The following is a 24440-nucleotide window of genomic DNA, read 5'->3' as shown; positions in this document are numbered from 1 at the left end:
ATCGCAAATGAACAGCACTTCAGCTTCAACGGCAGCGGCGCGCAGTGGAAGCCTGAACGGTGCGCATCACCCCGCCGGTCTGCGCACCCTGTTCTTCACCGAGCTGTGGGAGCGCTTCAGCTACTACGGGATGCGCGCCTTGCTGGTGCTGTTCATGGTTGCGGCCATCGAGGACGGTGGTCTGGGGCTGACGGATGCAACGGCAACAGCGATCTATGGCCTTTATACCGCCGCGGTTTACATGGTGTGTTTGCCCGGCGGCTGGATCGCCGACCGGCTGCTCGGTGCCCGGCGCGCCATCTGGTATGGCGGTATCGTCATCATGCTCGGGCATTTCACGCTGGCGATCCCCTCCATTTATGCCTTCTTTGTCGGGCTGCTGCTGGTCACGCTGGGCACCGGATTGCTGAAGCCCAATATCAGTGCGGTTGTCGGCGAACTCTATCCGCCCGGCGACGCAAGGCGTGACGCCGGCTTTACGCTTTTCTACATGGGCATCAATCTCGGCGCTGCGATCGGGCCACTGATCTGCAGCACGCTGGGCGAAAGCGCGCTTTTCGGCTGGCACTGGGGATTTGCTGCTGCCGGGATCGGCATGTTTTTCGGGCTCGTCTATTTTCATTTCAGCCAGCCACTGCTCGGCGAGGCAGGCAGATACCCGTCGCTGCGCACCGAGAACCCGGCAGACCGACCGGCCCTGCGCAGCGCCTGGCGGCGCGTGGGGATTGGTCTCGCCATCGTGCTGGGTTTGGCCGGGCTGCTGCTGGCGGGCGTCGTTGAAGTCGATGCCGTCACGCTGGCTGGCCGTGCCACCGTCGGTATCGTCCTGTTTGGCGCACTCTACCTGGCCTATCTGTTGCGATTCGGCAGCCTTGACCAGGGCGAGCGCAACCGGGTGATCGCGATATTCATGCTCAGCATGGCAGCGGCCATGTTCTGGGCCGGTTTCGAGCAGGCCGGATCGACCCTCAATCTGTTTGCAGAGCGCTTTACCGAGCGGAACTTCGGCGGTTTTGAAATTCCCACCGGCTGGTTTCAGACCCTGAACCCGGTTTTCATCATCACCCTGGCGCCGGTCTTCGCGACGCTCTGGATCCGGCTCGCAGCGCGTGGGCTTGAACCGCGAACACCGGTGAAATTTGCCTGCGGCCTGCTGATACTGGGTGCGGGCTTTGGCGTGATGATTGTGGCAGCCGGCCTGGTCGGCAACGGCGCAAAGGTGTTGCCCACCTGGCTGATGATGACCTATCTGCTGCACACCATCGCTGAACTGACCCTGAGTCCCGTCGGACTCAGCATCACGACCAAACTCGCGCCTCGTCGCTATGTCGGGCAGATGATGGGCGTCTGGTTCCTGACCTCGGCGATCGGCAACCTGATTGCCGGCCTTGCTGCAGGACGCTTCAGCACCGATGCCATCGATGCGATGCCGGCACTCTATACGCAGATCGTGCTCATGACCGGCGGTAGCGGTATCCTGCTGCTTCTGCTGTTGCGACCACTGCGCAGACTCATGGGCGAGGTCAGATAGCCGACCGTTCAGGCTGCGCGGATAATGGCGGCCCTGCACATCGATCAGGGAGAGAAGCCCGATGCCCGCTTACATCGTCTCAGTGGTGGAAGTGACCAATCCAGGTCCCAACTTCAGGAAGTACACCGAAGAATCTGCGCGACTCGCGCACTCGCATGGCGGCAAGTATCTGATCAGGGGCAAGTCGCCCAGCGTCGTTTCGGGCACCCTGCTCGAGAAGAAGGCGCTCATCATCCTGGAGTTTCCGGGCATGGAGAATCTCCGTGCGTTCTACGACAGCGATGAGTACCAGAAGGACTGCAAGCCGCTACGTGAGGGTACCGGCATCTACGACATCGCCTTTTTCGAGTCGCCGGCACCGGCCAAGGCCTGAGGCCGGTCCGTGGCGCTGTTCATGCAGCGGCGTCATTCCTCGCCGACAATCATGAAGCTCGCATCGGCCTCGGCGACGACGCTCAGGTCGCTCGCCTTCAGTGCCCGACCCTGCATGAAGGCAACCTTGCCTTTGCGTCGTATCAGCCGGCCTTCCAGCAGCACCGTCGTGCCGGTTTTCAGCGGCTGACGGTAGCGAACCTCGCATCGTGCCGTATGTGCCCGCGAGCCCTTGAGAAACAGCCAGTTCGCCATCACGTCGTCCAGCGCGCTGTAGAGAATGCCGCCGTGGGTCATCGTGTCATAGCCGACATGATCCGGTCCCGGCGTGAATTCGGCACGGCAGGTGTCCGTGTCATCGATACGGAACAGCAGCTGCAGGCCTCGTGGATTGCCCGGACCACAGACGAAACAGCGGTTGGCATCGGAACGTATGCGTTGTTCGTTCAAGTCCTGCACCTCTTTCAGGCAGCACGACAAACCTGACTTGTCACTCGCCCCGCCAGGCTCTTATGCTAGCCCGCACCGTGCCCGAAAGCACTTGTGCAACCCCGAACCGCCCGCGGGAGCATGCCGTGACCTACGACCAGAACAATATTTTCGCAAGAATATTGCGCGGCGAGCTGCCGGCACAGAAGTTCTTCGAGGATGAGCGGACCGTCGCAATACTCGATGCGATGCCACAATCGGAGGGCCATTCGCTCGTCCTCCCGAAATGTGCGGCGCAGAACATTTTCGAACTCGATGCGGAGTTTGCCGGCGCTGTGATTCGCACCGGACAGAAAATCGCGCGTGCGGTACGGGATGTCTTCCAGGCAGACGGCATCACACTGATGCAGTTCAACGGTGCTGAAGCCGGGCAAACGGTATTTCACTTCCACCTGCATGTGATTCCGCGCTACGTGGGCCGCCCCCTGCGCAGTCACGGGCGGAGCTTTGCTGATCCGGAGGTGCTTGCCGAACAGGCGGCCCGGCTCCGCGCGGCTCTCGAGAACCGATAGCTGCACCATCCATCATCGGGCGCGAGGCGTGCTTCAGAATGCTCGGGCAGCTGCGAAACCGGCAGTGGCCGCTGCAACGCCCACGGTCACCTGCAGAAACACATTGATCAGCGCAGTCATCGCCTGCCCGGAGCGCAACAGCACCAGTGTTTCCAGGGAAAAGGCGGAAAATGTCGTATAACCGCCCAGCAGGCCGACCACGAGCAGCAGCCGCGCACCGGATCCGAACAGTTCCCGATACTCGACCAGACCCGCAAACAGCCCGATCAGCAGCGAGCCGGTGGCATTCACTGCAAAGGTACCGATCGGCAGCATGACGGCGGGGAACAGATGCTGGACCCTGTCGCTCACCAGGTAGCGCAGTGCGGAACCAAAGGCGCCACCGGAAGCAACCAGCAGCAGATCACGAAAATTCATCGCTATTTCACCCACTGGTGCGGATTCAGCGGCTGGCCGTTGCGCCGTACCTCAAAGTACAGCGCGGGCCGGGGTTGACCGCCCGTATCACCCACATGTGCGATCACCTCGCCGGCGGCAACCTGCTCGCCGACCTGATGTACCAGATCCTGATTGTGACCATAGAGACTAAGGTAGCCTCCGCCGTGATCGATCACCAGTAACTGGCCCAGGCCGGGCAACCAGTCCGCATACACGACCCGGCCGTTGCGCACGGCGATGACATCGCTGCCTGCAGGTGCCGAAATCAGCACGCCATCCCAGCGCATCTGACCGCCGGCGCGCGACTGGCCAAAATCAGCCAGCAGGCTGCCCTTCACCGGCCAGCGTCCCTTGCCGAGCGGTTTTCCTGGCACCACCGCGGGGCCTTTCTGGTTGCGGGCAATCTGACGCTCGATCTCGCGGAGCAGGTTCTCAAGCGTGCGGGCTTCGCTGCGTGCACGGCGGAGCTGCTGATTGCTGCTGCGGAGCTGCTGGTCAAGATCACTGATGACGGCAGCGCGCGTACTGCGTGCCTTTTCGAGTTCCGCCAGCTGCTGCCTGCGTTTGCCTTCGAGGCTGGCGAGTGCAGCCTGCTGCTGTTCGACCTCAACCCGGTCACGATTGAGCATCTCGAGACTGGCCTGCACCGAGGCCAGCAATTCACCGCGCTGACGGGCAAGGTAGCCGAGCCAGGTCAGATGCCGGCCGAGCGCACGCGCATCCTGCTGATTCAGTGTCACCCGGAGCATCTCATTGCCTTCGCTGATATGGGCGAGCCGCAGCTGGGCAGCCAGATTCTCCCGCTGACGATCAAGCTCTGCGCGGGTCTGTTCCATCTGACGGTTGAGCTCCGCAAGCTTCTTGCTGACCACGGCCAGCTCGCGCCGGGTGGCGGCCAGCTGCCCACGCAAGCGGCTGGCCTCATCTTCGGCTGCACGCAGCTGCTTATCCAGATCCTTCCGTTTCGCCTGGTCACGACGGGTCTGTGTTTCAAGACTGCGGATCTGCTCACGGACCCGGGCCAGTTCATCCTCGGTCTTGCCGGGATCACGCGCAGCCGCAACCGGCTGCGCGACGAGCAGCAGAAGGCTGAGGCCCACACAGTGCAGCAACCGGCTCATGGGGCGGGAGTGTAGGGGATGGCGTGTGTGTTGACGACGGCCCCAATCCGGCCATGCTCCGCCGTCCACGTGGTTATAATGCGGCCCCGGCAAGGTCAGGCACTATGGACAGACTTCTTCAATTTATAGCCGCTAACCCGCTTCTGGTGGGGGCGACGCTGCTCATGGCCATTGCGGTAATAGCCACAGAAATACAGCTGCGCGCCCGCATCCTGCTGGAGATCTCGACAGCCGAGGCGGTGCGCATGATCAACCGGGGGGCGACGGTAGTCGATATTCGCGACAAGGCCCGCTTTGAAGCCGGACACGTCGTCGATGCAGTGCTGATGGCGCCGGCCGATCTGGCCAAAGGCGAAGAAGGGCGTATCAAGAAAAAGCGCGGGATTGTCGTCGTTTGCGAGAATGGCAGCCAGAGTTACCGCGCGGTAAAAGCGCTGCGTGCGGCGGGTTTCGACGGCGCATTCAGCCTCAAGGGTGGCATCGGCAGCTGGCAGCGTGACAACCAGCTGCTCGTCACCGGGCAGCGTTGATACGCCGGAGCAGGACGTGAAGGTCACCATCTACACGACGTCCGTCTGTCCCTACTGTGCAGCCGCCAAGACCTTGCTGAGCAACAGACAGGTGAATTTCACGGAAATTGATGTCAGCACACGGCCGGATCTGCGCGAGGAAATGATCAGGCGCAGTGGTCGGCGTACCGTGCCACAGATCTTCATAGGCGAGACACATGTGGGCGGTTACGATGACCTGGCAGCGCTGGACGGGGCAGGCAGGCTCAATGCCCTGCTGCAAGAGAACCGGGTTTGAGCGATCAGAGGAACGGGAATATGGCTGAGGGACCGGTTAACGGCAGTGGTTCAACTGTGGACATCGAGCGTACCTTCAGCTTGAGGAAGCTCTATATCAAGGACTTTTCCTTCGAGGCGCCAAATTCGCCGGCCTTTTTTTTCGAGCAGCACCAGCCGGAAATGAACCTGAACATACGCACAGCCCACAGCGACCTGGGCAACGGCAGCCTGGAAGTCGTACTGCATATGACCGCCCAGTCGGTCATCGGTGAGCGGACGGTATTCCTGATCGAGATTGCCCAGGCAGGGATGTTCCAGATCAGCGGATTCAACAAGGAAGAGACCCGTACAATCATCGGCGTACACTGCCCGAATGCGCTCTATCCCTATGCGCGTGAGGCCATCTCGTCCATGGTGCAACGGGGTGGCTACCCGCCGCTGGTGCTCCAGCCCATGGATTTCGCCGCGCTGTTTGCACAGGCAAGTCAGGATACGGCAGCCGCACAGGCCAGCCAGGGCTGACCGTGGCCTCATCCGGTGTGACTTCCGGCACTGATACCTCAGACATCGCCGTTTTCGGGGCCGGCTCCTGGGGCACGGCACTCGCTGTCCAGTTCGCACGGGCCGGCCATCAGGTCACCCTGTGGGGCCGCAATGCCGCAGAGCTGCGCAAGCTGGACGAGCAGCGCTGCAACGCGCGCTATCTGCCTGGCATCGCTTTTCCCGAAAAGCTGCACCCTGATCCCGATCTCCACGCGGTGATACGCAAACATCAGGATCTCCTGATCTGCGTGCCCAGCAATGGTTTTCGTGAAATTCTCCTGGCGATCCGCCCCCATCTGCAGCCGGGAGCCCGGATTGCCTGGGCGACAAAGGGCTTCGAACATGATTCGGGGCAATTGCCACATCAGGTCGTCAGGGAGGTACTGGGCGGTGCGATTCCCGTCGCTGTGCTGTCAGGGCCGACTTTCGCCAGCGAGGTCGGCGCAGGATTGCCCACCGCAATGACGATCGCAGCCAGCGCGCCGGGTTTTGCGGCAGAGCTCGCGGTCCGTCTGTCGGGTTTGAATTTCCGCGCCTACACCTCCGACGATATGGTCGGCGTCGAGGTCGGCGGTGCGGTCAAGAACGTGCTTGCCATTGCCGCCGGTATTTCTGACGGTCTGGGCTTCGGCGCGAATACGCGCATTGCGCTGATCACCCGCGGCCTGCTTGAAATGACCCGGCTCGGTGCGGCGCTCGGCGCACAACCAGCCACATTCATGGGTCTGTCTGGCATGGGCGATCTGGTCCTCAGCTGTACCGACGACCAGTCGCGTAACCGGCGTCTCGGGCTGATGGTCGCAGCCGGAAAGAGCCCTGCCGAGGCAGCCACCGCGATCGGCCAGGTGGTTGAGGGCCTGTTTGCTGCGGTATCGGTCAGGACCGTCGCCGCACGCCTGGGACTGGAAATGCCGATCTGTGAACAGGTCTATCAGGTACTGCACGAGCGACAACCGGCCAGGGATGCGGTGATGGCCCTGATGGCGCGCTCGCTGAAGCCCGAAACCGATATGGAACTGCGCAATCTCTTCAGCCGGAGCGCGAATACCCTGCCCCTCGACTGAGTGCGCCTCTCAGCCGGCACCGGCGAATTCCAGCTGCCGCCAGGCCTCATAAGCGACTATCGCCGCCGCATTCGACAGATTGAGGCTGCGACTTCCATTGCGCATCGGAATGCGCAGCTGCTGTTCGACCGGCAAGTCGCGGAGAACCCCGGCCGGCAGGCCGCGATGTTCCGGCCCGAACAGCAAGGCATCGCCCGCCCTGAACCGCGCCTCCGTGTAGAGCGTCCTGCCGCGAGTCGAGAGGGCAAACACGCGCGGCCGGCCCAAGGACTCCAGGCATTCAGGCAACCCGGCATGCTGCCGTACAGACGCCCATTCATGATAATCCAGTCCGGCCCGGCGAAGCCTTGCATCGGCGAGCGTAAAGCCCAGCCGCCCGACCAGATGCAGGCCGATTCCCGTGTTGGCACACAGGCGTATGATGTTGCCCGTATTCGGCGGGATCTCCGGCTCAAACAGAATCAAGTCAAGCATTCCTGTGCCCTCTCCAGACACTGAACAAGTTCATCCGCGCGCAGCACCCGATGCGCGACTCTCCAGCACCTTTTGCGGCCTGGCATTCGACTCGCCGATCGTGCTGCTCTCGGGCTGTGTCGGCTTTGGCGAAGAGTACACACGGGTGGCAGGCTTCTCTAACCGCGATGCCGGTGCGGTGGTACTGAAGGGCACGACTCTCCATGCCCGGCTCGGCAATGAACCACACCGGATTTTCGAGACGCCCATGGGCATGCTCAATGCCATCGGCCTGCAGAATCCGGGCGTCGATACCGTTGTAAACAGTATTTTGCCCACACTCGATTTCAGCGAGACCCGCTTTATCGCCAATGCCTGTGGTTCCACTCTTGAGGAATATATCGAGGTTTGCCGGCGCTTCGACGACTCACCAATTGACGCCATCGAGATCAACATCTCCTGTCCGAACATCAAGCAGGGTGGCGTGGCCTTCGGCAATTCACCGGATATGTCCGCGCGAGTGGTCGCGGCCTGCCGGGCGGTGACCAGCAAGCCGATCATCACCAAGCTGTCCCCCAACCAGACCGATATTCGCGAAAATGCACGGCGCTGCATCGAAGCCGGCACGGACGCGCTGGCCGTAATCAACACGCTGGTCGGTATGGCCATCGATGCGGAGAAGCGGCAACCGGTCATCGCGAACATACAGGCCGGACTTTCAGGCCCTGCGATAAAGCCCATTGCACTGCTTAAAGTACACCAGGTTTATCAGGAAGCCAGGCGGCACCGGGTACCGATCATCGGCCAGGGCGGGATCGCGAGCGCTACCGACGCGCTTGAATTCCTGATTGCCGGCGCCAGCGCTGTCGGCATCGGCACGGCGCTGTTTTACAACCCGCTGATCTGCCGCGAGATCAATGCCGGCATCGTTGATTATCTTGAGCGACACGGGATCGCCGAAGTGGCCGACCTGGTCGGCAGCCTGCAGACCGGCTGCTAGCCGTCGATCTTCCGCTCGCGAATTTTCCGCGTCAGGGTATTCCTGCCCCAGCCGAGCAACCGCGCAGCTTCCTGGCGATGACCCTGTGCATGGGCCAGCGCTGCGCGGATCAGGGTTCGTTCGAATTCCGGAAGCGCCGTGCTCAGCAAGGGCTCGGCATCAGCATCCTGCAGGGTTGATTCGGCCCACTGGCCGAGACGCTGGGACCAATCTGTGAACCCGCCGCGGAGACTGGCCTTCCCGCCGAACTCTGGCGGAATATCCTCGACACGTATCTCGGCACCGGGCGCCGTAACCATCATGCGCCGGCAGGCATTTACCAGCTGACGGACATTTCCTGGCCAGTCGAAGGCGCAGAGGCAAGCGACCGCATCCGGAGCAATCCGCTTTGTTTCGACACTCAACTCCCGCGCTGCTTCACGCAGATAGTAGTCAAGCAGCAGCGGCACGTCTTCGCGCCGCTCACGCAGCGGCGGCGTGATGATGCGGATCACATTGAGACGATGGAGCAAGTCCTCGCGAAAGCGACCGGTCTCGACAGCCGCCTCCAGATCCTGGTTGGTTGCGGCGATCACCCGGACATCGACGCGGATCGGTGTCTGGCCGCCAACGCGATAGAACTCGCCTTCTGCCAGCACGCGCAGCAGCCGTGTCTGCAGTGCCGCAGACATGTCACCGATCTCGTCGAGGAACAGCGTTCCCCCGTCGGCCTGCTCGAATCGTCCGGTCCGGCGGCTGTCGGCGCCGGTGAACGCACCACGCTCATGGCCGAATAATTCAGTCTCGAGGAGTTCCGATGCGATTGCGGTTGTATTCAGTGCGATAAAGGGTTGCTGGGCGCGAGGACTGTGCTCATGCAATGCACGGGCAACCAGCTCCTTGCCGGTGCCCGATTCACCGGTAATCAGCACCGTCATGCTCGAACGCGACAGGCGGCCAATCGTGCGGAATACCTCCTGCATGGCTGGTGCACGGCCAATAATGGCGGACATGGGGCGCTCAGACTCGACGTGACCACCCGTCGTCTGCATTCCAACCCGCGCTGCACGCCGCACCAGTGCGATCGCGTCATCTACATCGAAGGGCTTGGGCAGATATTCAAAAGCCCCGCCCTGATAGGCGGCAACGGCACTGTCGAGATCAGCGTGCGCGGTAATCACGATGACGGGGAAGCTGTAGCCCTCGCGGCTGAGGCGGCGCATGGCCTGAAGGCCATCGGTACCCGGCATGCGGACATCCGAAATCAGCACGTCCGGTCTGGCCTCGCGCAGCGCGTCGAAGAAAGCATCAGCAGAGTCGAAAACCCGCGTATTGATACCTTCGTTGGTCAGGGCGCGATCCAGAACCCAACGCACGGAGGCATCGTCGTCGACCACCCAGACCGAAATATCCTTGCCGGTCATGTCTTGTGTGTCACTTCACTGTGGATCGGCAGCCTGACCATGAATACGGTCTTGCCCGGGCGTGACTGGAACTCGATCAGGCCACCATGACGACTGACCAGGTCCTGGGAAATCGGCAAGCCGAGCCCCGTGCCATCGGGACGGCCGGTGACCAGCGGATAGAAAATGGAATCGGCAATCTCGGCCGGTATGCCCGGCCCGTCATCCTCGATCTCGATGCTTGCCACCAGCTTGTGCCGGATCTGGCCGATGGCAAAGTTGCCGAGCACTCGCGTACGAAACACGATGTGACCATCAGGCCCTGCTGCCTGCATGGCGTTGCGTGCGACGTTGAGCAGGGACTGGATCAACTGGTCTGGATCAGCAGAGAGCGGCGGCAGACTCGGATCGTAGTCGCGTACCAGTCGCACCGCATCGCGTTGTTCGCTGGCGATGAGGACGATCACGCGCTCGAGGATCTCATGGAGGTTCAGCAGCTGGCGCTGCGGGCTGCGTATCGGACCAAGCAGGCTGTCAGTCAGTGAAGTGAGCCGGTCTGCTTCGCCGATGATGATCCGGGTGTATTCACGAAGCTCAGGCGTGGGTAACTCACGCTCCAGAAGCTGGGCGGCACCACGCAGACCACCCAGCGGATTGCGGATCTCGTGTGCGAGCTGGCGGATCATTCGGCGACTGGCGTCATGCTGGCTGATCAACGCGTGCTCCCGGTCAATCTGTCGCCACTGGGTCGCATCGAACAGTTCGATGATCAGCTTGCCATCGCCAGTGCGGCAAGGGCTGACCCGCACAGCCAGGTCATTGGCCGCGGGACCCTGTCGGAACGTCGCGACACTCAGCAGCTGACCGAAGCTGCGGCCTTCAGCCCCTGCTCGCTGAATCAGTTCATGGAGGTCGCGTAGCTGCGGAACCAGTGCCTGAAGCGGGCGCCCGAGCCCGTGACGCGCACTGAGGCCAAGCAGATCTTCGGCGCCAGGATTGAGGTAGTTCACGGTGCCGTCGGCATTTATGCCGACGACAGCTGTCGTAATGCTGCCCAGGATGTCAGCAGGCGGTGGTGCCGAATCCAGAGCCGGGTCGACCGGGAAACGACTGCCTACGGATTGACCACCGGGTTCGTTCCCAGCGCAGACTGCTGAACGTAGAAGGTCACCGGAGCGCTCTGCATCAGCGTTGCACCCGACTCGTCCTGGATCGTTCCCTGCAGTGTGTGCTGACCCCGGTACACGTCCGAGAGTCGGGTCCGCGTGCTCCCGGGCTCCAGCTCCGCTACTGGTCGGCCGTCCAGGAGCAGCTGTACCCTGTGTCCCGCCTGCAAGGGTGGTTGCAGAGCTACAGCGACGTCCAGCTGGCCCGCGATGTTCCACAGTGTCTCGTCCTGTCCTGGTACCTGGATAGTCAGTGAATCGTATGCAGTCGCGACAGGTTGGTTCGGGGCTGCCGGCGGCGTACGTCTTGGTGATGTACCGCCTGCAACTGGTGTGGAACCCGGTGGGGTGACATCAATGGCAACCCGATCAGCGCCCGGACTCGGGCGGTCCGAATAATGGACCTGGCCCTCATCGTCTACCCATCGATATACCTCTACTCCAGCTGATGCAGCAGCGGAGAGTGCGAGGCACAGGATCATGACTAAAGCCTGCATGCGCCAAGCATAACTCCAAGCCAGCTGAACCGACCAGCATCCGGTCCTGAAACCGGATGCTGGTCAGAGGCATATTGTCAAAGGCTGTAGTACAGCTGGAACTCAAGCGGGTGCACCGCCATGCGAACACGCATCATGTCTGCATACTTCAGGTTGATGTATGCATCGATGAGGTCGTCGCTGAATACGTTGCCCGCCTTCAGGAAGTCGCGATCCTTGTCGAGCGCCTCAAGCGCCTGCTCGAGAGAGAAGCAGACCTTCGGGATCTTCTTGTCTTCCTCGGGCTCGAGATCGTAGAGATCCTTGTCCATCGCATCGCCCGGATTGATCTTGTTCTGGATGCCATCGAGACCGGCCATCAGCATCGCGGTAAATGCGAAATACGGATTGGCGGTACTGTCCGGGAAGCGCACCTCGATACGCCGGCCCTTCGGGTTGGCAATAAAGGGAATGCGAATTGACGCGGAGCGGTTACGTGCCGAGTACGCGAGCATGACCGGCGCTTCGAAGCCCGGTACCAGGCGCTTGTAGCTGTTGGTACTCGGATTGGTCAGCGCATTAATGGCACGCGCATGCTTGAGAATGCCGCCGATGTAATACAGCGCGGTCTGCGACAGGCCACCATAGGCATCACCCGTGAACAGGTTCTTGCCACCTTTGGCCAGCGACTGATGCACATGCATGCCACTGCCGTTGTCGCCGACGAGCGGCTTCGGCATGAAGGTCGCGGTCTTGCCGAAAGCGTGCGCCACATTCTGAACGACATACTTCAGCATCTGGACCTGGTCGCCTTTCTGCACCAGGCTGCCGAACTTGACACCTATTTCACCCTGGCCGGCGGTCGCGACCTCGTGATGGTGCACCTCGACTTCAATGCCCATCTCCTCGAGCACCAGGCACATCTCGGAGCGGATATCCTGCTGTGAATCGACCGGTGGCACGGGGAAGTAGCCGCCCTTGATACCAGGACGATGACCCGTGTTGCCGCCTTCATACTCCTTGCGCGAGTTCCACGCGCCTTCCGTCGAGTCGATGTAGTGATAGGCGCTGTTGGTGTCGGCGCCGTAACGCACATCGTCGAAGATGAAAAATTCGTTTTCCGGGCCGAAAAAGGCCGTGTCTGCAATACCGGTGGATTTCAGGTATTCCTCGGCACGCCGTGCGGTCATGCGCGGGCAACGCGTATAACCCTGCATGGTGGAAGGTTCATAGACATCGCAGCGCAGGTTGATCGTGGGGTGTTCGGTGAATGGATCGACTACTGCCGACGAAGGGTCAGGCATCAGCACCATGTCGGATTCCTGGATGCCCTTCCAGCCGGCAATCGAGGAACCGTCAAACATCTTGCCGTCTTCAAAAAAGCTGGCATCGACAGTCTTGGCGGGGATGGACAGATGCTGCTCTTTGCCGTGAGTATCGGTGAAGCGCAGGTCTACAAATTTGGCCTCTTTCTCTTTGATGAGGCTTAGAGCTTCGGCGGGGGTCATGACGGCTCCTTGGTTTTTCGGATAAGCATGTATTTCCTGATGCGGGGCGCCAGCTGAAACCGCCCAAGCTGTTTTTGTGTACCGGGGCAAGTTGCTTCTGAAGCGCCCTATCCTAATGCACGACCTATGCCAAGCGCGAGCCTTAGATAAGACATTGATTTATATAGTATTGAAAATTTCTCATCGCTCAGAACGCACCATAAGCGGGCGCCAAACTATCGGTGCGCTACATATTGGTGCGCACTGGTCTCCGAGACAGCCCCTTCTACCCGCTTTGTGGCTATGCATCCAATCGAAGCTATACTTCGGCGCCCATTTGCGCATGGATCCCTCGCTTGACTCAGGCTAGCCCTCCCCGGACATTCCAGGACCTTATCCTGTCCCTGCAGCGCTACTGGGCCGATCACGGCTGCGTGGTATTGCAGCCCTACGATATGCCGATGGGCGCGGGGACTTTTCATTCGGCGACTTTTCTTCGGTCGATCGGCCCGGAACCCTGGAGCGCGGCCTATGTGCAACCCAGCCGACGGCCTGCCGATGGCCGCTACGGCGATAACCCCAACCGCTTGCAGCACTACTACCAGTTCCAGGTCGTACTCAAGCCTTCGCCGATCGATATACAGGAGCTCTATCTGAACTCGCTGCGTGCACTGGGCATCGACCCGCTGACGCACGATATCCGTTTCGTCGAAGACAACTGGGAATCGCCGACCCTCGGGGCCTGGGGTCTGGGCTGGGAGGTCTGGCTGAACGGCATGGAAGTCACCCAGTTCACCTATTTCCAGCAGGTTGGCGGCCTCGATTGCCGACCGGTAACCGGAGAGATCACCTACGGACTGGAACGGATCGCCATGTACCTGCAGGGCGTCAGCAGCGTATATGACCTGGTCTGGACTGATGGCCCTTTTGGCCGCGTCACCTATGGCGACGTCTTCCATCAGAATGAAGTGGAAATGTCGCGCTACAACTTTGAAGCCGCCGATACGGACGTGCTGACGCCACGTTTCGATGCCGCCGAGCACGCCTGCCAGTCGCTGATTGAAAGGGGCCTGACGCTGCCCGCCTACGAGCAGGTGCTTGATGCCTCGCATACCTTCAACCTGCTGGATGCGCGCCGGGCAATCTCGGTAAGCGAGCGCCAGCGTTACATTTTACGCGTACGTGAAATGGCCCGTCTGGTTGCGCAGGCATACTACGACAGCCGTGCAGCCCTCGGTTTTCCGCTGGCTGCAAAGCGCGCTGCACACTGAGTGACGGTTCCGGATCCCATGGCGCAAACTGCTGACTTTCTCGTTGAGATCGGTACCGAAGAGCTGCCGCCCAAAGCTCTCCGCAACCTTGAACAGAGTTTTGCCGAACATATGCGCGCTGGTCTTGGCGCTGCGGGGCTGGGCTTCGGCACGCTGCGCTCCTTCGCGACACCGCGCCGGCTGGCCGTCAGCGTTGATGCGCTGGACTGCGCCCAGTCGCAGCAAAGCGTGGAAAAACGGGGTCCGCCGCTGGCAATAGCGTTTGATGCAGAGGGCAAACCAACACGTGCGGCTCAGGCCTTTGCCGAGGGCTGTGGCGTATCGGTGGAGAGCCTCGGCCGGACCGAGACCTCAAAAGGTGCATGGCTCCATTACCGTGCGGAAGTTGCCGGTCAGCCCGCGCAGGACCTGCTGCCAGGTATCGTGAGCGATGCATTGGCTGCGTTGCCAATACCGCGGCGGATGCGCTGGGGTGATGGCGATACGGAATTTGTACGGCCGGTGCATTGGGTGGTGATGCTGCTCGGCGCCGAAATCGTGCCCGGCAGCATACTGGGCGTCCCGGCATCGCGACACACGCGCGGACACCGCTTTCACGCACCGGAACCAGTCGAACTACAGTGCGCCGGCGACTACCTTCGGGTGCTCGCAACCAACAGGGTCATCGCCGACTTCTCTGAGCGCCGCGAGCGGGTCAAGCAGCTGGCCGAAGCCGCGGCCGGTTGCGTCAGCGGCCGGGCGATGATCGAAGCAGACCTGCTCGATGAGGTCACAGCGCTGGTTGAATGGCCGGTGGCATTGACGGGCCGCTTTGACGCGGCGTTTTTGCGCCTGCCGGAAGAGGTCCTGATCGCAACGCTGCAAGGCCATCAGCGGTATTTCCCGGTGCGCAGCGGAGACGGTTGCCTGCTGCCAAATTTCATCGCCACCGCAAATATCGAGAGTCGTGACCCGGACCAGATCCGGCAGGGCAATGAGCGGGTCATCCTGCCGCGGCTCTCGGATGCAGCGTTTTTCTGGGACCAGGACAGGCAGGCAAGCCTGGAATCACGCCTGGAGCGTCTTGATTCAGTCGTCTTCCAGAAGGGCCTCGGGAGTCTGCGCGAGCGGTCCGTTCGTGTGGCCCGGCTCGCACGGGGCGTGGCAGAAAAGCTCGGCTCCGCAGCGGCACACGCAGAGCGCGCAGCGCTCCTCGCAAAGGCCGACCTGTTGACGCAGATGGTCGGCGAGTTTCCGGAGCTCCAGGGGCGGATGGGCTACCACTACGCGAAGCTCGACGGAGAGCCTGCCGAAGTTGCCCTCGCGATCGAAGAGCAGTATCTGCCGCGACATGCCGGCGACCGGCTGCCCGCATCGCCAACCGGCCGCGCGCTCTCCATTGCAGACCGTGCCGATACCCTGGCCGGCGTTTTTGCACTTGGCAAACGTCCCAGCGGCGCAAAGGATCCTTTCGGCCTGCGGCGCAACGCGCTCGGACTGCTGCGCATCATGGTTGAAGACCGGGTTGATCTGGATCTTCCGGAACTGCTGCGCGAGGCGGTCGCCTTGCAGCCGGTGCACGCCAAAGATCCCGCGGCACTGGCTGGCGAGCTTTTTGAATTCATCATGGACCGCTCGCGTGCCTACTATCTGGAAGGTCTGGCACCGGACTTGCCGGCAGGCGCGATCAGCAGCGATATGTTTGAAGCCGTACGCAGTCGCAAGACCGGCTCATTGGTTGATTTTCACGCTCGCCTGCTCGGCGTCTGTGCGTTCATGCGGCTTCCGGAAGCGGAGAGCCTGGCCGTCGCAAACAAGCGCATTGCCAATATTCTGCGCAGTGCAAATACCGATACTGTTACTGTCGATCCCTCGCTGTTCGGCTTCAGCGAGGAGGGGGCGCTCCATAAGGCCGTAGAGAAGGCGGCGGCGGCGCACCGTCAGCATCTGCAGCGCCGCGACTACGAGCAGGCCCTGTGTGCGCTGGCCGGATTGCGGTCACCCGTCGACGATTATTTCGCTGCGGTGCTGGTCATGGCCGAGGAGGCAGCGGTGCGCAGCAATCGTTTGGCACAGCTCCGGCGTCTGCAGCAACTATTCCTTGATGTCGCAGACCTCTCCTGCCTGACCGGTAGTCCGAACTGACGCCGTGAGCAGCAGCAGTCGACCGGAGGCCGGACAAGGTCTGATTGTTCTGGACCGCGACGGGGTCATCAACCGCGAATCTGCAGAGTTCATCAAATCCGCCGAGGAGTGGCTGCCTTTGCCCGGCAGTCTCGAAGCGATAGCCGCGCTGACTCGCGCCGGGTTTGTTGTTGTCGTAGCGACCAACCAGTCGGGCGTGGGCAGAGGTCTGATTACGCAGACTGCGTTGCGGGAAATCAACAGCCGAATGCGTCGGGAGATAGAGCGGGCTGGCGGGCAGCTGGCGGGGATCTTCGTGTGCCCGCACCGGCCCGAGGATAAATGCAGCTGCCGCAAACCTGAACCCGGCCTGCTCCACCAGATAGAGGCGCGGTTTGGCTGCAGTCTCAAGGACCGACCTGTGATTGGCGACTCGGCACGGGATATCGAAGCGGCACAGGCGGTCGGCGCACGTGCCATGCTGGTACGGACCGGCAATGGCGTGGAAACTGAACGCGGATTTCACGGCGACAGCAGTGTCGAGGTATACGACGATCTGGCTGCTGCCGCCCGCGCACTGATCGACACCGGAGTGGCCCGATAGTGTTGGCACGCTCATTGCTCTTTACTGCCGTGCTGTTCTTGAGCGTTGCGGTGTGGAGCATCGTGGTCGTCATCGGTCGTTCATGGGGCTACGTGGTCGCTTACGATCTGACCGTGAGCTGGGCCCGCTGGATACTGGCCGTGTGCGAAAAGATTGTCGGTCTGCGTTACGTCGTTGAGGGGATGGAGAATCTGCCCAGCGAAAATTCGGTGGTGCTGCTCAAGCACTCCTCGGCCTATGAAACGATCGCGCAATGGGTATTGTTCCCGCGACAGACCTGGGTGCTGAAACGCGAGGTGCTCTGGACGCCGTTTCTGGGATGGGCAGTAGCCGGCGTTCGCCCCATAGCGATAAATCGTCAGGCCGGCAGGCGGGCCGTAGAGCAAGTCGTCACCCAGGGACGCCAGCGGCTGGGCGAGGGGCTCTGGGTGATGATATTTCCGGAAGGTACGAGGATGCCGCCGGGAGAGACCCGCAAGTATGGCGTCAGCGGAGCGCTGCTGGCCATTGAGGCCGGCAAGCTGCTGGTACCCGTCGCACACAACGCCGGCGACTACTGGCCCCGGCGCGGCTGGTTGAAACGGCCAGGTACCGTGACGTTTCGTATCGGCAAGCCAGTTGACCCGGCCGGCCGTGATCCGCGGGAAATCAACGCCGCGATTCAGCAGTGGATCGAGGCTGAAGTGGCTGCGATACGCAGTGCAGCCGCTTCACACTGAGTTCAGATATCGATGTTTTCCGCGGCCAGCGCGTTACGTTCGATGAATTCGCGGCGCGGCTCGACCTGATCACCCATCAGGGTGGTGAAGATCTCATCGGCGGCAACCGCATCTTCAATCCGCACCTGCATAAGGCGGCGAGTGGCCGGGTTGACCGTGGTCTCCCACAACTGATCGGGATTCATTTCGCCCAGACCTTTGTATCGCTGGATGGCCTGCCCTTTCCGGGCCTCGGCCATCAGCCATTCCATGGCCTCGCGGAAATTCCGTACCTCGCGCTTCTGTTCGCCCCTGGCCACAAGACTTCCCGGACCAACGAGGCCGCGCAGACTGTTACCGAGCTCGGCAATCTTGCGATATTCCGTTGACTCAAAGAAGCGCAGGGACAGCTCGCTGGGTTCTTCGACACCATGTCGCGAGCGCCAGACGGTGAAGCCCTGCGGCTTGTCATCGCTGACGTTGAGTTCGATGCGATAGGACACGGTTTCCTCAACCGCGTTGAGCGCCTGCGCAAGCTCGGCGCCCCATGCCGTCAGCCATTCGCGGTCCGAAAAGCGTTCAACCGGAAGCTCCGGCAAGGATATGAGTCGCTCAAGGAGATTTCCGTAATAGCGGCGCGACAGCCGATCGACGATCGCCATTACCAGAATGAACTCCCGGCACAGGCTGCCGAGAGCCTCGCCCTGCAAGGGCGGATCCTGCGCGTTTAGAACGATCGAGGCACCATCAAGTGCCGATTTGAGCAACAGTGCGTTCAGCTCCATGTCGTCCTTGACGTAGGTTTCCTGCTTGCCGCGCTTCACCTTGTAGAGCGGTGGCTGGGCAATATAGATGTGGCCGCGCTCGATCAGCTCGGGCATCTGCCGGTAGAAGAAAGTGAGCAACAGGGTACGGATATGAGACCCGTCCACATCGGCGTCGGTCATGATGATGATGTGGTGATAGCGAAGCTTGTCCGGATCGAAATCTTCCCGGCCGATGCCGCAGCCGAGTGCCGTGATCAGCGTGCCAACTTCAGCTGAAGCGAGCATCTTGTCGAAGCGGGCTTTTTCGACGTTCAGGATCTTGCCCTTTAGCGGCAATACCGCCTGGGTTCTGCGGTCCCGTCCCTGCTTTGCCGATCCACCTGCCGAATCGCCCTCGACGAGAAACAGCTCGGAGAGTGCCGGATCCTTTTCCTGACAGTCGGCAAGCTTGCCGGGCAGACCGGCAATATCGAGCGCACCCTTGCGACGTGTCATTTCACGGGCCTTGCGTGCCGCTTCGCGGGCGCGCGCCGCATCGATCAGTTTGGCGACGATTATTTTTGCTTCGGCCGGGTGCTCGAGCAGAAAGTTTTCCAGGTGGTCGGCGACGGCGGTTTCGACGGCGGCCTTGACCTCGGATGAGACGAGCTTGTCCTTGGTCTGCGAAGAAAACTTCGGGTCGGGGAGCTTCACGGACAATACGGCGGTGAGGCCTTCGCGGGCATCATCGCCGGTGGTTGAAATCTTTTCCTTCCTGGATGCGAATTCTTTTTCGATATAGGTGTTGAGCGTGCGCGTCAACGCGGCGCGAAATCCGGACAGGTGAGTGCCGCCATCCTTTTGCGGAATATTGTTCGTATAGCAGAACATGTTTTCCTGGTAGCCATCGTTCCACTGCAGGGCACATTCAACCTGGACCATATCCTGTTGACGCGAGAAGTGAATGACCGTGGGCTGAATTGGCGTCTTGTTGCGATTCAGGTGCTCGACAAATGCGCGGATGCCGCCTTCAAACTGAAAGGTATCACTGCGCCCGTCGCGTTCGTCCACCAGGTGGATACACACGCCCTGATTAAGAAACGATAGTTCACGCAGTCGTTTGGCCAGCACGTCGTAATGAAACTCGATGTGAGTGAAGATCTCGGCGCTGGGCTTGAAATGGATCACCGTGCCACGGCGTTTGGTTTCACCGGTCACCGCGAGCGGCGCCTCGGGTTCACCCAGGTGATAGCGCTGCTCGTGGGTGCGGCCATCCCGGTAGATGGTCAGGTCAAGAACTTCGGACAAGGCATTGACGACAGATACACCGACACCGTGCAAGCCACCCGAAACCTTGTAGGAATTGCTGTCGAATTTTCCGCCGGCATGCAGCACGGTCATGATGACCTCGGCTGCCGACTTACCCTCATCTGTGTGGAGATCTACGGGGATACCGCGCCCATCGTCGGTGACTGTGATGGATTCTCCCGCGTGGATGGTGACCGAGATCTTGCTGCAGAATCCGGCGAGTGCCTCGTCGACCGCGTTATCGACGACCTCAAAGACCATGTGATGCAAACCGGTACCATCATCGGTATCGCCGATGTACATACCGGGGCGCTTTCTGACCGCGTCAAGGCCTTTTAAGACTTTGATATTGCTGGAATCGTAGCGTTCTGAATCAACCATGAAAGACCCCAATATATAAGCGATCCATTATAGCAAAGCCCGCACTGAGCCCTGTTCCACGTGGAACAAACGTGCAGACGAAGGCATGGCAAAAGGATCCGGCTCAAGGGCAGTAATAAAGGCCTGCAAGGGCGCGGCTATTATTGCTGAAAGCAGCTTGCCCAGGTGGTTCCGGTCCAGATCAGCACCCGGCTCATCGACGAGCAGAATTACCGGCCGCCCGAGCGCCTTGGACACAACTTCGATCTGGGCCAGCGTCAGCGCGGCCACCACGAGCTTTTCCTGGCCGCGGGATACCGTGTCCCTGGCCCGACGTTCTCGCACCGTAATGCTCAGGTCACCGCGATGGGGTCCAATGGTCGTGGAGCTCATCTGCTGATCCCGATCTCGTGCGGCAATCAATGCAGATCCAAAGTCGCTGCCCTCGGCCCAGCCTGACCTGTATTTGAGATCTATCTCCGCATCCAGCAGCGCGAGACCCGCTTGCTGGACCGGTCCGAGCATTCGGCTAACCATCTGGCGCCGGCACTCGTCCACGATCAATCCGGCAGAAACAAGAGTGCCGTCCCACGCCCAGGCCGCTTCGCTTGAATGTTGTTTAAGCGCGGCATTTCGCTGCTGCAGGGCTCGCCGATACTGTTGCCACGCGTCGAGAAAAGGCTGTTCCACGTGGAACACTGACCAGTCCAGAAATTGCCGCCGGATGGCGGGCGGACCATTAATGAGTTCATGGCTGGCGGGCTCCAGTATCTGAACTGGCACTGTTCGCACCAGCTCGGCCCGGGTGCCTGCCCGTCCGTCAATACGGACCGCCAAACCCGCTGCGCGTGAAACGGCCACACCAACCCGTGCTGCTTCGCCTTGACCAAGGCTGCCAAAGACCGTGAACTGATCGGCACCGAACTGAATGGCGGCATCGACTTTCGCACTCCGAAAGGATGTGCCACGGCCCAGAACGAACAACGCCTCGAGCAAACTCGTCTTGCCCGAGGCGTTTAATCCGGCGATTACGTTGAGATCCGGTCCCGGCTCAATGACTGCTGATTCAAAACATCTGAATGCTTCGAGCCGGATTTCCGAAATTACGCGGTTATTCACATCCTGGGCACTGAAAATACCGGCGCTATAGCCGCATCGGCATCACGACGTAGCGCGCCCCTTTGCCATCAGGCGCACTGATCAGGCAACTACTGCCAGCATCTACAAAACCCAGTTGCACCTGCTCGCCATCGACTGCCCCCAGCGCGTCCAAAAGGTAATTGACGTTGAATCCGATTTCTATCGGCTCACCCCGATACTCAACTTCGATCTCGTCCCGTGCCTCCTCCTGGTCGGGATTATTGGCCTGGATCCGTAACATCGAAGTCTCCACATCCAAACGCACGCCCCGATACTTTTCGTTCGACAGAATCGCAGCACGTTGCAGCGCGGCCCGAAGAACATTCCTGTCGGTGCGCAGAATATTTGCCTGCGGCTTTGGAATCACCTTCTCATAATCCGGGAATCTGCCGTCAATTAGCTTCGAAGTGAAGCGAATGTCGTCGATCGTGGCGCGAACGTGATTGGATCCGATGGTCAACGTCAGCCCGCCTTCTCCGCCCAGCAGGCGCTGTAACTCCTGCACGCCCTTGCGCGGAAGAATGACCTGGTGGGCGCCAACCTTCTGATCGGCCAGCGGAAGCTCGCATATAGCGAGCCTGTGCCCGTCCGTAGCCACCGCCCGAATAGCCTTCTTGCCGGTCTCGAGGAGCAAACCATTCAGGTAATAACGAACATCCTGCTGCGCCATCGCGAACTGCGTCTTCTCCAGCAACAGCCGCAATTCCGCCTGCGACAACGCCAGCGTGTGTACGGCCTGCACGTCTTCCACCACCGGAAAGTCCGTTGCCGGCAAGGTACCGAGCACAAAACGCGAGCGGCCCGACTTGAGAATCAACCGCTCTCCATCGGTCTCGACCTGCACGCTCGCGTCATCCGGCAGCGAACGGCAAATATCCAGCAATTTCCGACCGGGAACGGTTATCTCACCAGCTGCATTGATCTTGTCGATCTGCACTTTCGCCACGAGCTCCACTTCCAGGTCAGTTGCCGTAACCGACAACTCATTCCCTTTTGCTACCAGCAAAAGGTTTGCGAGTATCGGCATGGTTTGCCGCCGCTCCACAACCCCGATCACAGCCTGTACAGGCTTCAGTAACGTTGAACGCGAAGTGCTGAACTTCATCCCCAGGTCCTGCTTATAAAATTAATAAATAGAGTTATAGATAGTAGTAGTTATTAGGCTCGGTCAAAATGATGAACAACTACGTTTAAGTCCTGTTTTTCCCGTTGTATCGCCCGGTTTCTCCGGTGGGTATCCGGGTCTGCTCCAGCTGTAATACCTGTGGGTAAACTGTGCGCCTGCAGGTCCTCAATAATTACCCACAGCATGTTAACGGTGTTCAGCTCAGCTGTGCACAGTCCAAATCGGTTCTCAGGCAGTCAGTATCCGGAGCAGATTCTGATAGTCCTCGCGGACACGCGCATCAGTTTCCCGGAGCAACTTGATCCGGCGGCACGCATGCAACACGGTCGTATGGTCGCGCCCACCAAAACGGTCACCGATCTCGGGCAGACTGTGATTGGTGAGCTCCTTCGACAGACTCATCGCAATCTGCCTTGGCCTCGCTACGGAACGATTGCGTCGCTTTGACAGCAAGTCGGCCACGCGGATCTTGCAGTATTCGGCGACGATCTTCTGGATGTTCTCCATCGTCACCAGCTTTTCCTGTAGGGCGAGCAGATCCCGCAACGCTTCCTTGGCAAAATCCAGCGTGATCGGCCGGCCGGTAAACGTGGCGTTTGCCATTACCCGGTGCAGTGCGCCTTCAAGCTCGCGAACATTCGAACGAATCCGCTGCGCGATAAAAAACGCGACCTCTTCCGGCAGCACAAAATGGCGTGCTGCCGCCTTGCTCATCAGGATCGCGACGCTGGTTTCCAGTTCCGGCGGCTCGATGGCTACAGTCAACCCCCAGCCAAAGCGCGATCGCAGTCGCTCCTCAAGGCCACTGACTTCCTTGGGGAAGCGGTCGCAGCTAAGGATGACCTGCCGCTGTCCTTCAAGTAAAGCATTGAAAGTATGGAAGAATTCTTCCTGTGACCGTTCCTTGTTGGCAAAAAACTGGATGTCGTCGATCAACAGCGCATCGAGTGAGCGGTAGGCTGCCTTGAAGCCGTTGATGGTGTTGTGCTGCAAAGCCCGCACCATGTCGCCAACGAACTGTTCGGAATGTACATAGGCGACGCGTGCATCCGGCCGACCGGCCATCACGAGATTGCCGATCGCGTGCATCAGGTGGGTCTTGCCCAGGCCGACCCCGCCGTAGATAAAGAGCGGGTTGTAGGCCATGCCGGGATTGCTGCCGACCTGCATGGCAGCCGCCTTGGCCAGTTGATTGCTCTTGCCTTCGACGAAGTTATCGAAGGTGTAGTCGCCATTCAGCCTGCCACCGATCACTGCGGCGACCCGCGGCTTTCCACTGCTGCTGACCGGTTCGCGCGGCTGACTTGCCGCACTGCCAACCTCGATACGCACCGAAATGCCCGGCGCATCGCGCAGGCTGTCCTGAATCCGGCCCAGGCAGTTGCTGTTTACCCAGTCAACGACAAAGCGATTGGGGGCCAGCAGCCGGATTTGCTGCTCGTCCTCAACGGCCTGCAGTGGCCTGATCCAGGTATTGAACTGCTGTTCCGACAGGTCTGACCGCAGTTCCTGTACGCAGCGGTCCCAGAGAGTAGACTGCACGGATTCACCCCGTGAATCTGTTTATGGTTGTACGAAGTTGAGTCGGGGAGTCTAGACTGCGGCCGCCGAGTTATCCACAGGGCTTTTGTCTACTTGACAGGGCTGCGGTCGCTCCTTAACCTTTCGCCTCCCGAAAGGCTCCATCTTTCGGATATTCCAGCGGATTTTTCTCATGAAAAGAACCTATCAGCCCAGCAAGCTAAAGCGCGTTCGTACGCACGGTTTCCGTGCCCGCATGGCTACGCGGGGCGGTCGGCTGGTTATCAAGCGTCGCCGTGCAAAGGGCCGCGCCCGTCTTAGCGTCTGATTCAGGATGCGGCGAATGCTCCGTTCCTGATCACCCGGACAAACGCCAGCACACCTTCGACAGAAATCACCGGCTACTCAGTTCCACGGACTTCGACAAGGTGTTCCGTCAGAGCCAGCGTTCAGCAGACCGCTACTTCACGGTACTTTATCGTCCTAATGCCCTGAACATGCCCCGGCTCGGCTTCGCGATATCCCGCAAGAAGGTTCGCCATGCGACGGACAGAAACCGTCTGAAGCGCCTCGTGCGCGAAAGTTTCCGGGTCCGCTGTGCCGAGTTACCGTCAGTCGATCTGGTTATCCTTGCCAGGGACGCAGCGAAGAGCGCCGCAAACCCGGAACTCTTCAGCAGCCTCACAGGGCACTGGTCCAACTTGCAAAATGCGCGGCACAGCGCCCGGCCTTGAGGCTCGA

26 protein-coding genes are annotated in these 24440 nt (G+C 60.5%); 14 read left to right on the top strand and 12 right to left on the bottom strand.

Features of this window, described 5'->3' with window-relative positions; translation table 11 throughout:
• Window positions 1-7: 7 nt before the first annotated feature.
• A complete protein-coding gene (locus H6979_08130) occupies window positions 8-1531 on the top strand; it encodes a peptide MFS transporter (protein ID MCP5139809.1) in 1524 nt (507 codons plus the stop codon).
• A gap of 61 nt (window positions 1532-1592) precedes the next feature.
• Entirely contained in the window at window positions 1593-1904 is a 312-nt protein-coding gene (locus H6979_08125; protein ID MCP5139808.1) for a DUF1330 domain-containing protein, read from the top strand.
• Window positions 1905-1936: 32 nt separating this feature from the next.
• Here the strand turns inward: H6979_08125 and H6979_08120 are convergent, their stop codons facing one another.
• On the bottom strand, window positions 1937-2353 hold the full coding sequence (locus tag H6979_08120) for a PaaI family thioesterase (GenBank protein MCP5139807.1): 417 nt from the start codon (window positions 2351-2353) through the stop codon (window positions 1937-1939).
• A 62-nt stretch (window positions 2354-2415) separates the two neighbouring features.
• Between H6979_08120 and H6979_08115 the strand changes: the two genes are divergently transcribed.
• Window positions 2416-2904: an HIT family protein gene (locus H6979_08115; protein ID MCP5139806.1), complete on the top strand. Its 489-nt coding sequence runs from the start codon at window positions 2416-2418 to the stop codon at window positions 2902-2904.
• 33 nt (window positions 2905-2937) lie between these two features.
• Here H6979_08115 and crcB read toward each other — a convergent pair whose 3' ends face one another.
• Both crcB and H6979_08105 read right to left on the bottom strand, forming a co-directional pair.
• A complete protein-coding gene (gene crcB, locus H6979_08110; protein MCP5139805.1) occupies window positions 2938-3321 on the bottom strand; it encodes a fluoride efflux transporter CrcB in 384 nt (127 codons plus the stop codon).
• Between the two features lie 2 nt (window positions 3322-3323).
• A complete protein-coding gene (locus H6979_08105; GenBank protein ID MCP5139804.1) occupies window positions 3324-4463 on the bottom strand; it encodes a peptidoglycan DD-metalloendopeptidase family protein in 1140 nt (379 codons plus the stop codon).
• 164 nt (window positions 4464-4627) lie between these two features.
• On the opposite strand from H6979_08105, the gene H6979_08100 reads away from it, so the two are divergent.
• Genes H6979_08100 through H6979_08085 form a run of 4 tightly spaced genes read left to right on the top strand, consistent with a single transcriptional unit; the run spans window position 4628 to window position 6858 of the window.
• Window positions 4628-4993 (top strand): rhodanese-like domain-containing protein, encoded by a 366-nt coding sequence (locus H6979_08100; GenBank protein MCP5139803.1) that lies wholly within the window; start codon window positions 4628-4630, stop codon window positions 4991-4993.
• Window positions 4994-5009: 16 nt separating this feature from the next.
• Window positions 5010-5270 (top strand): glutaredoxin 3, encoded by a 261-nt coding sequence (gene grxC, locus H6979_08095; GenBank protein MCP5139802.1) that lies wholly within the window; start codon window positions 5010-5012, stop codon window positions 5268-5270.
• A 20-nt stretch (window positions 5271-5290) separates the two neighbouring features.
• On the top strand, window positions 5291-5773 hold the full coding sequence (gene secB / locus H6979_08090; protein ID MCP5139801.1) for a protein-export chaperone SecB: 483 nt from the start codon (window positions 5291-5293) through the stop codon (window positions 5771-5773).
• A gap of 17 nt (window positions 5774-5790) precedes the next feature.
• Entirely contained in the window at window positions 5791-6858 is a 1068-nt protein-coding gene (locus H6979_08085; GenBank protein MCP5139800.1) for an NAD(P)-dependent glycerol-3-phosphate dehydrogenase, read from the top strand.
• 9 nt (window positions 6859-6867) lie between these two features.
• On the opposite strand, the gene H6979_08080 is transcribed toward H6979_08085, so the two are convergent.
• Window positions 6868-7332, bottom strand: a complete 465-nt coding sequence (locus H6979_08080) for a tRNA (cytidine(34)-2'-O)-methyltransferase (GenBank protein ID MCP5139799.1) — start codon at window positions 7330-7332, stop codon at window positions 6868-6870.
• Between H6979_08080 and H6979_08075 the strand changes: the two genes are divergently transcribed.
• A complete protein-coding gene (locus H6979_08075; GenBank protein MCP5139798.1) occupies window positions 7280-8311 on the top strand; it encodes a dihydroorotate dehydrogenase in 1032 nt (343 codons plus the stop codon). The two genes, H6979_08080 and H6979_08075, sit on opposite strands and share 53 nt — an antisense overlap.
• On the opposite strand, the gene ntrC is transcribed toward H6979_08075, so the two are convergent.
• From ntrC to glnA, 4 genes are all read right to left on the bottom strand, one after another.
• Complete coding sequence (gene ntrC / locus H6979_08070) at window positions 8308-9714, bottom strand: nitrogen regulation protein NR(I) (GenBank protein ID MCP5139797.1); 1407 nt, start codon at window positions 9712-9714, stop codon at window positions 8308-8310. The two genes, H6979_08075 and ntrC, sit on opposite strands and share 4 nt — an antisense overlap.
• Complete coding sequence (locus tag H6979_08065) at window positions 9711-10781, bottom strand: PAS domain-containing protein (protein ID MCP5139796.1); 1071 nt, start codon at window positions 10779-10781, stop codon at window positions 9711-9713. The genes ntrC and H6979_08065 overlap by 4 nt, the downstream gene beginning before the upstream one ends.
• 26 nt (window positions 10782-10807) lie before the next feature.
• The gene (locus tag H6979_08060; protein MCP5139795.1) at window positions 10808-11341 is read right to left on the bottom strand and encodes a DUF4124 domain-containing protein; all 534 of its coding nucleotides are present in this window, start codon (window positions 11339-11341) and stop codon (window positions 10808-10810) included.
• Window positions 11342-11433: 92 nt separating this feature from the next.
• A complete protein-coding gene (glnA, locus tag H6979_08055; GenBank protein ID MCP5139794.1) occupies window positions 11434-12843 on the bottom strand; it encodes a glutamate--ammonia ligase in 1410 nt (469 codons plus the stop codon).
• A gap of 326 nt (window positions 12844-13169) precedes the next feature.
• Between glnA and glyQ the strand changes: the two genes are divergently transcribed.
• The 4 genes from glyQ to H6979_08035 are packed head-to-tail and all read left to right on the top strand — an operon-like array spanning window position 13170 to window position 17519.
• Window positions 13170-14093, top strand: coding sequence for a glycine--tRNA ligase subunit alpha (glyQ, locus tag H6979_08050; protein ID MCP5139793.1), 924 nt, complete (start codon window positions 13170-13172; stop codon window positions 14091-14093).
• An 18-nt stretch (window positions 14094-14111) separates the two neighbouring features.
• On the top strand, window positions 14112-16217 hold the full coding sequence (locus tag H6979_08045; protein MCP5139792.1) for a glycine--tRNA ligase subunit beta: 2106 nt from the start codon (window positions 14112-14114) through the stop codon (window positions 16215-16217).
• A 40-nt stretch (window positions 16218-16257) separates the two neighbouring features.
• The gene (gmhB, locus tag H6979_08040; GenBank protein MCP5139791.1) at window positions 16258-16800 is read left to right on the top strand and encodes a D-glycero-beta-D-manno-heptose 1,7-bisphosphate 7-phosphatase; all 543 of its coding nucleotides are present in this window, start codon (window positions 16258-16260) and stop codon (window positions 16798-16800) included.
• Entirely contained in the window at window positions 16800-17519 is a 720-nt protein-coding gene (locus H6979_08035) for a 1-acyl-sn-glycerol-3-phosphate acyltransferase (protein ID MCP5139790.1), read from the top strand. The genes gmhB and H6979_08035 overlap by 1 nt, the downstream gene beginning before the upstream one ends.
• Before the next feature lie 2 nt (window positions 17520-17521).
• Here H6979_08035 and gyrB read toward each other — a convergent pair whose 3' ends face one another.
• From gyrB to dnaA, 4 genes are all read right to left on the bottom strand, one after another.
• Window positions 17522-19933, bottom strand: coding sequence for a DNA topoisomerase (ATP-hydrolyzing) subunit B (gyrB, locus tag H6979_08030; GenBank protein MCP5139789.1), 2412 nt, complete (start codon window positions 19931-19933; stop codon window positions 17522-17524).
• A gap of 27 nt (window positions 19934-19960) precedes the next feature.
• Window positions 19961-21031, bottom strand: a complete 1071-nt coding sequence (gene recF / locus H6979_08025) for a DNA replication/repair protein RecF (GenBank protein MCP5139788.1) — start codon at window positions 21029-21031, stop codon at window positions 19961-19963.
• A 25-nt stretch (window positions 21032-21056) separates the two neighbouring features.
• Window positions 21057-22157: a DNA polymerase III subunit beta gene (gene dnaN / locus H6979_08020; protein ID MCP5139787.1), complete on the bottom strand. Its 1101-nt coding sequence runs from the start codon at window positions 22155-22157 to the stop codon at window positions 21057-21059.
• A gap of 249 nt (window positions 22158-22406) precedes the next feature.
• Complete coding sequence (gene dnaA / locus H6979_08015; protein MCP5139786.1) at window positions 22407-23720, bottom strand: chromosomal replication initiator protein DnaA; 1314 nt, start codon at window positions 23718-23720, stop codon at window positions 22407-22409.
• Window positions 23721-23892: 172 nt separating this feature from the next.
• On the opposite strand from dnaA, the gene rpmH reads away from it, so the two are divergent.
• On the top strand, window positions 23893-24027 hold the full coding sequence (rpmH, locus tag H6979_08010) for a 50S ribosomal protein L34 (protein ID MCP5139785.1): 135 nt from the start codon (window positions 23893-23895) through the stop codon (window positions 24025-24027).
• Entirely contained in the window at window positions 23996-24433 is a 438-nt protein-coding gene (gene rnpA / locus H6979_08005; GenBank protein MCP5139784.1) for a ribonuclease P protein component, read from the top strand. Before rpmH ends, rnpA begins: the two co-directional genes overlap by 32 nt.
• Window positions 24434-24440: the final 7 nt, after the last annotated feature.

The organism is Chromatiales bacterium, assembly GCA_024234935.1.
Classification (GTDB): domain Bacteria; phylum Pseudomonadota; class Gammaproteobacteria; order Steroidobacterales.
This window is presented reverse-complemented; position numbering and strand designations above follow the sequence as displayed.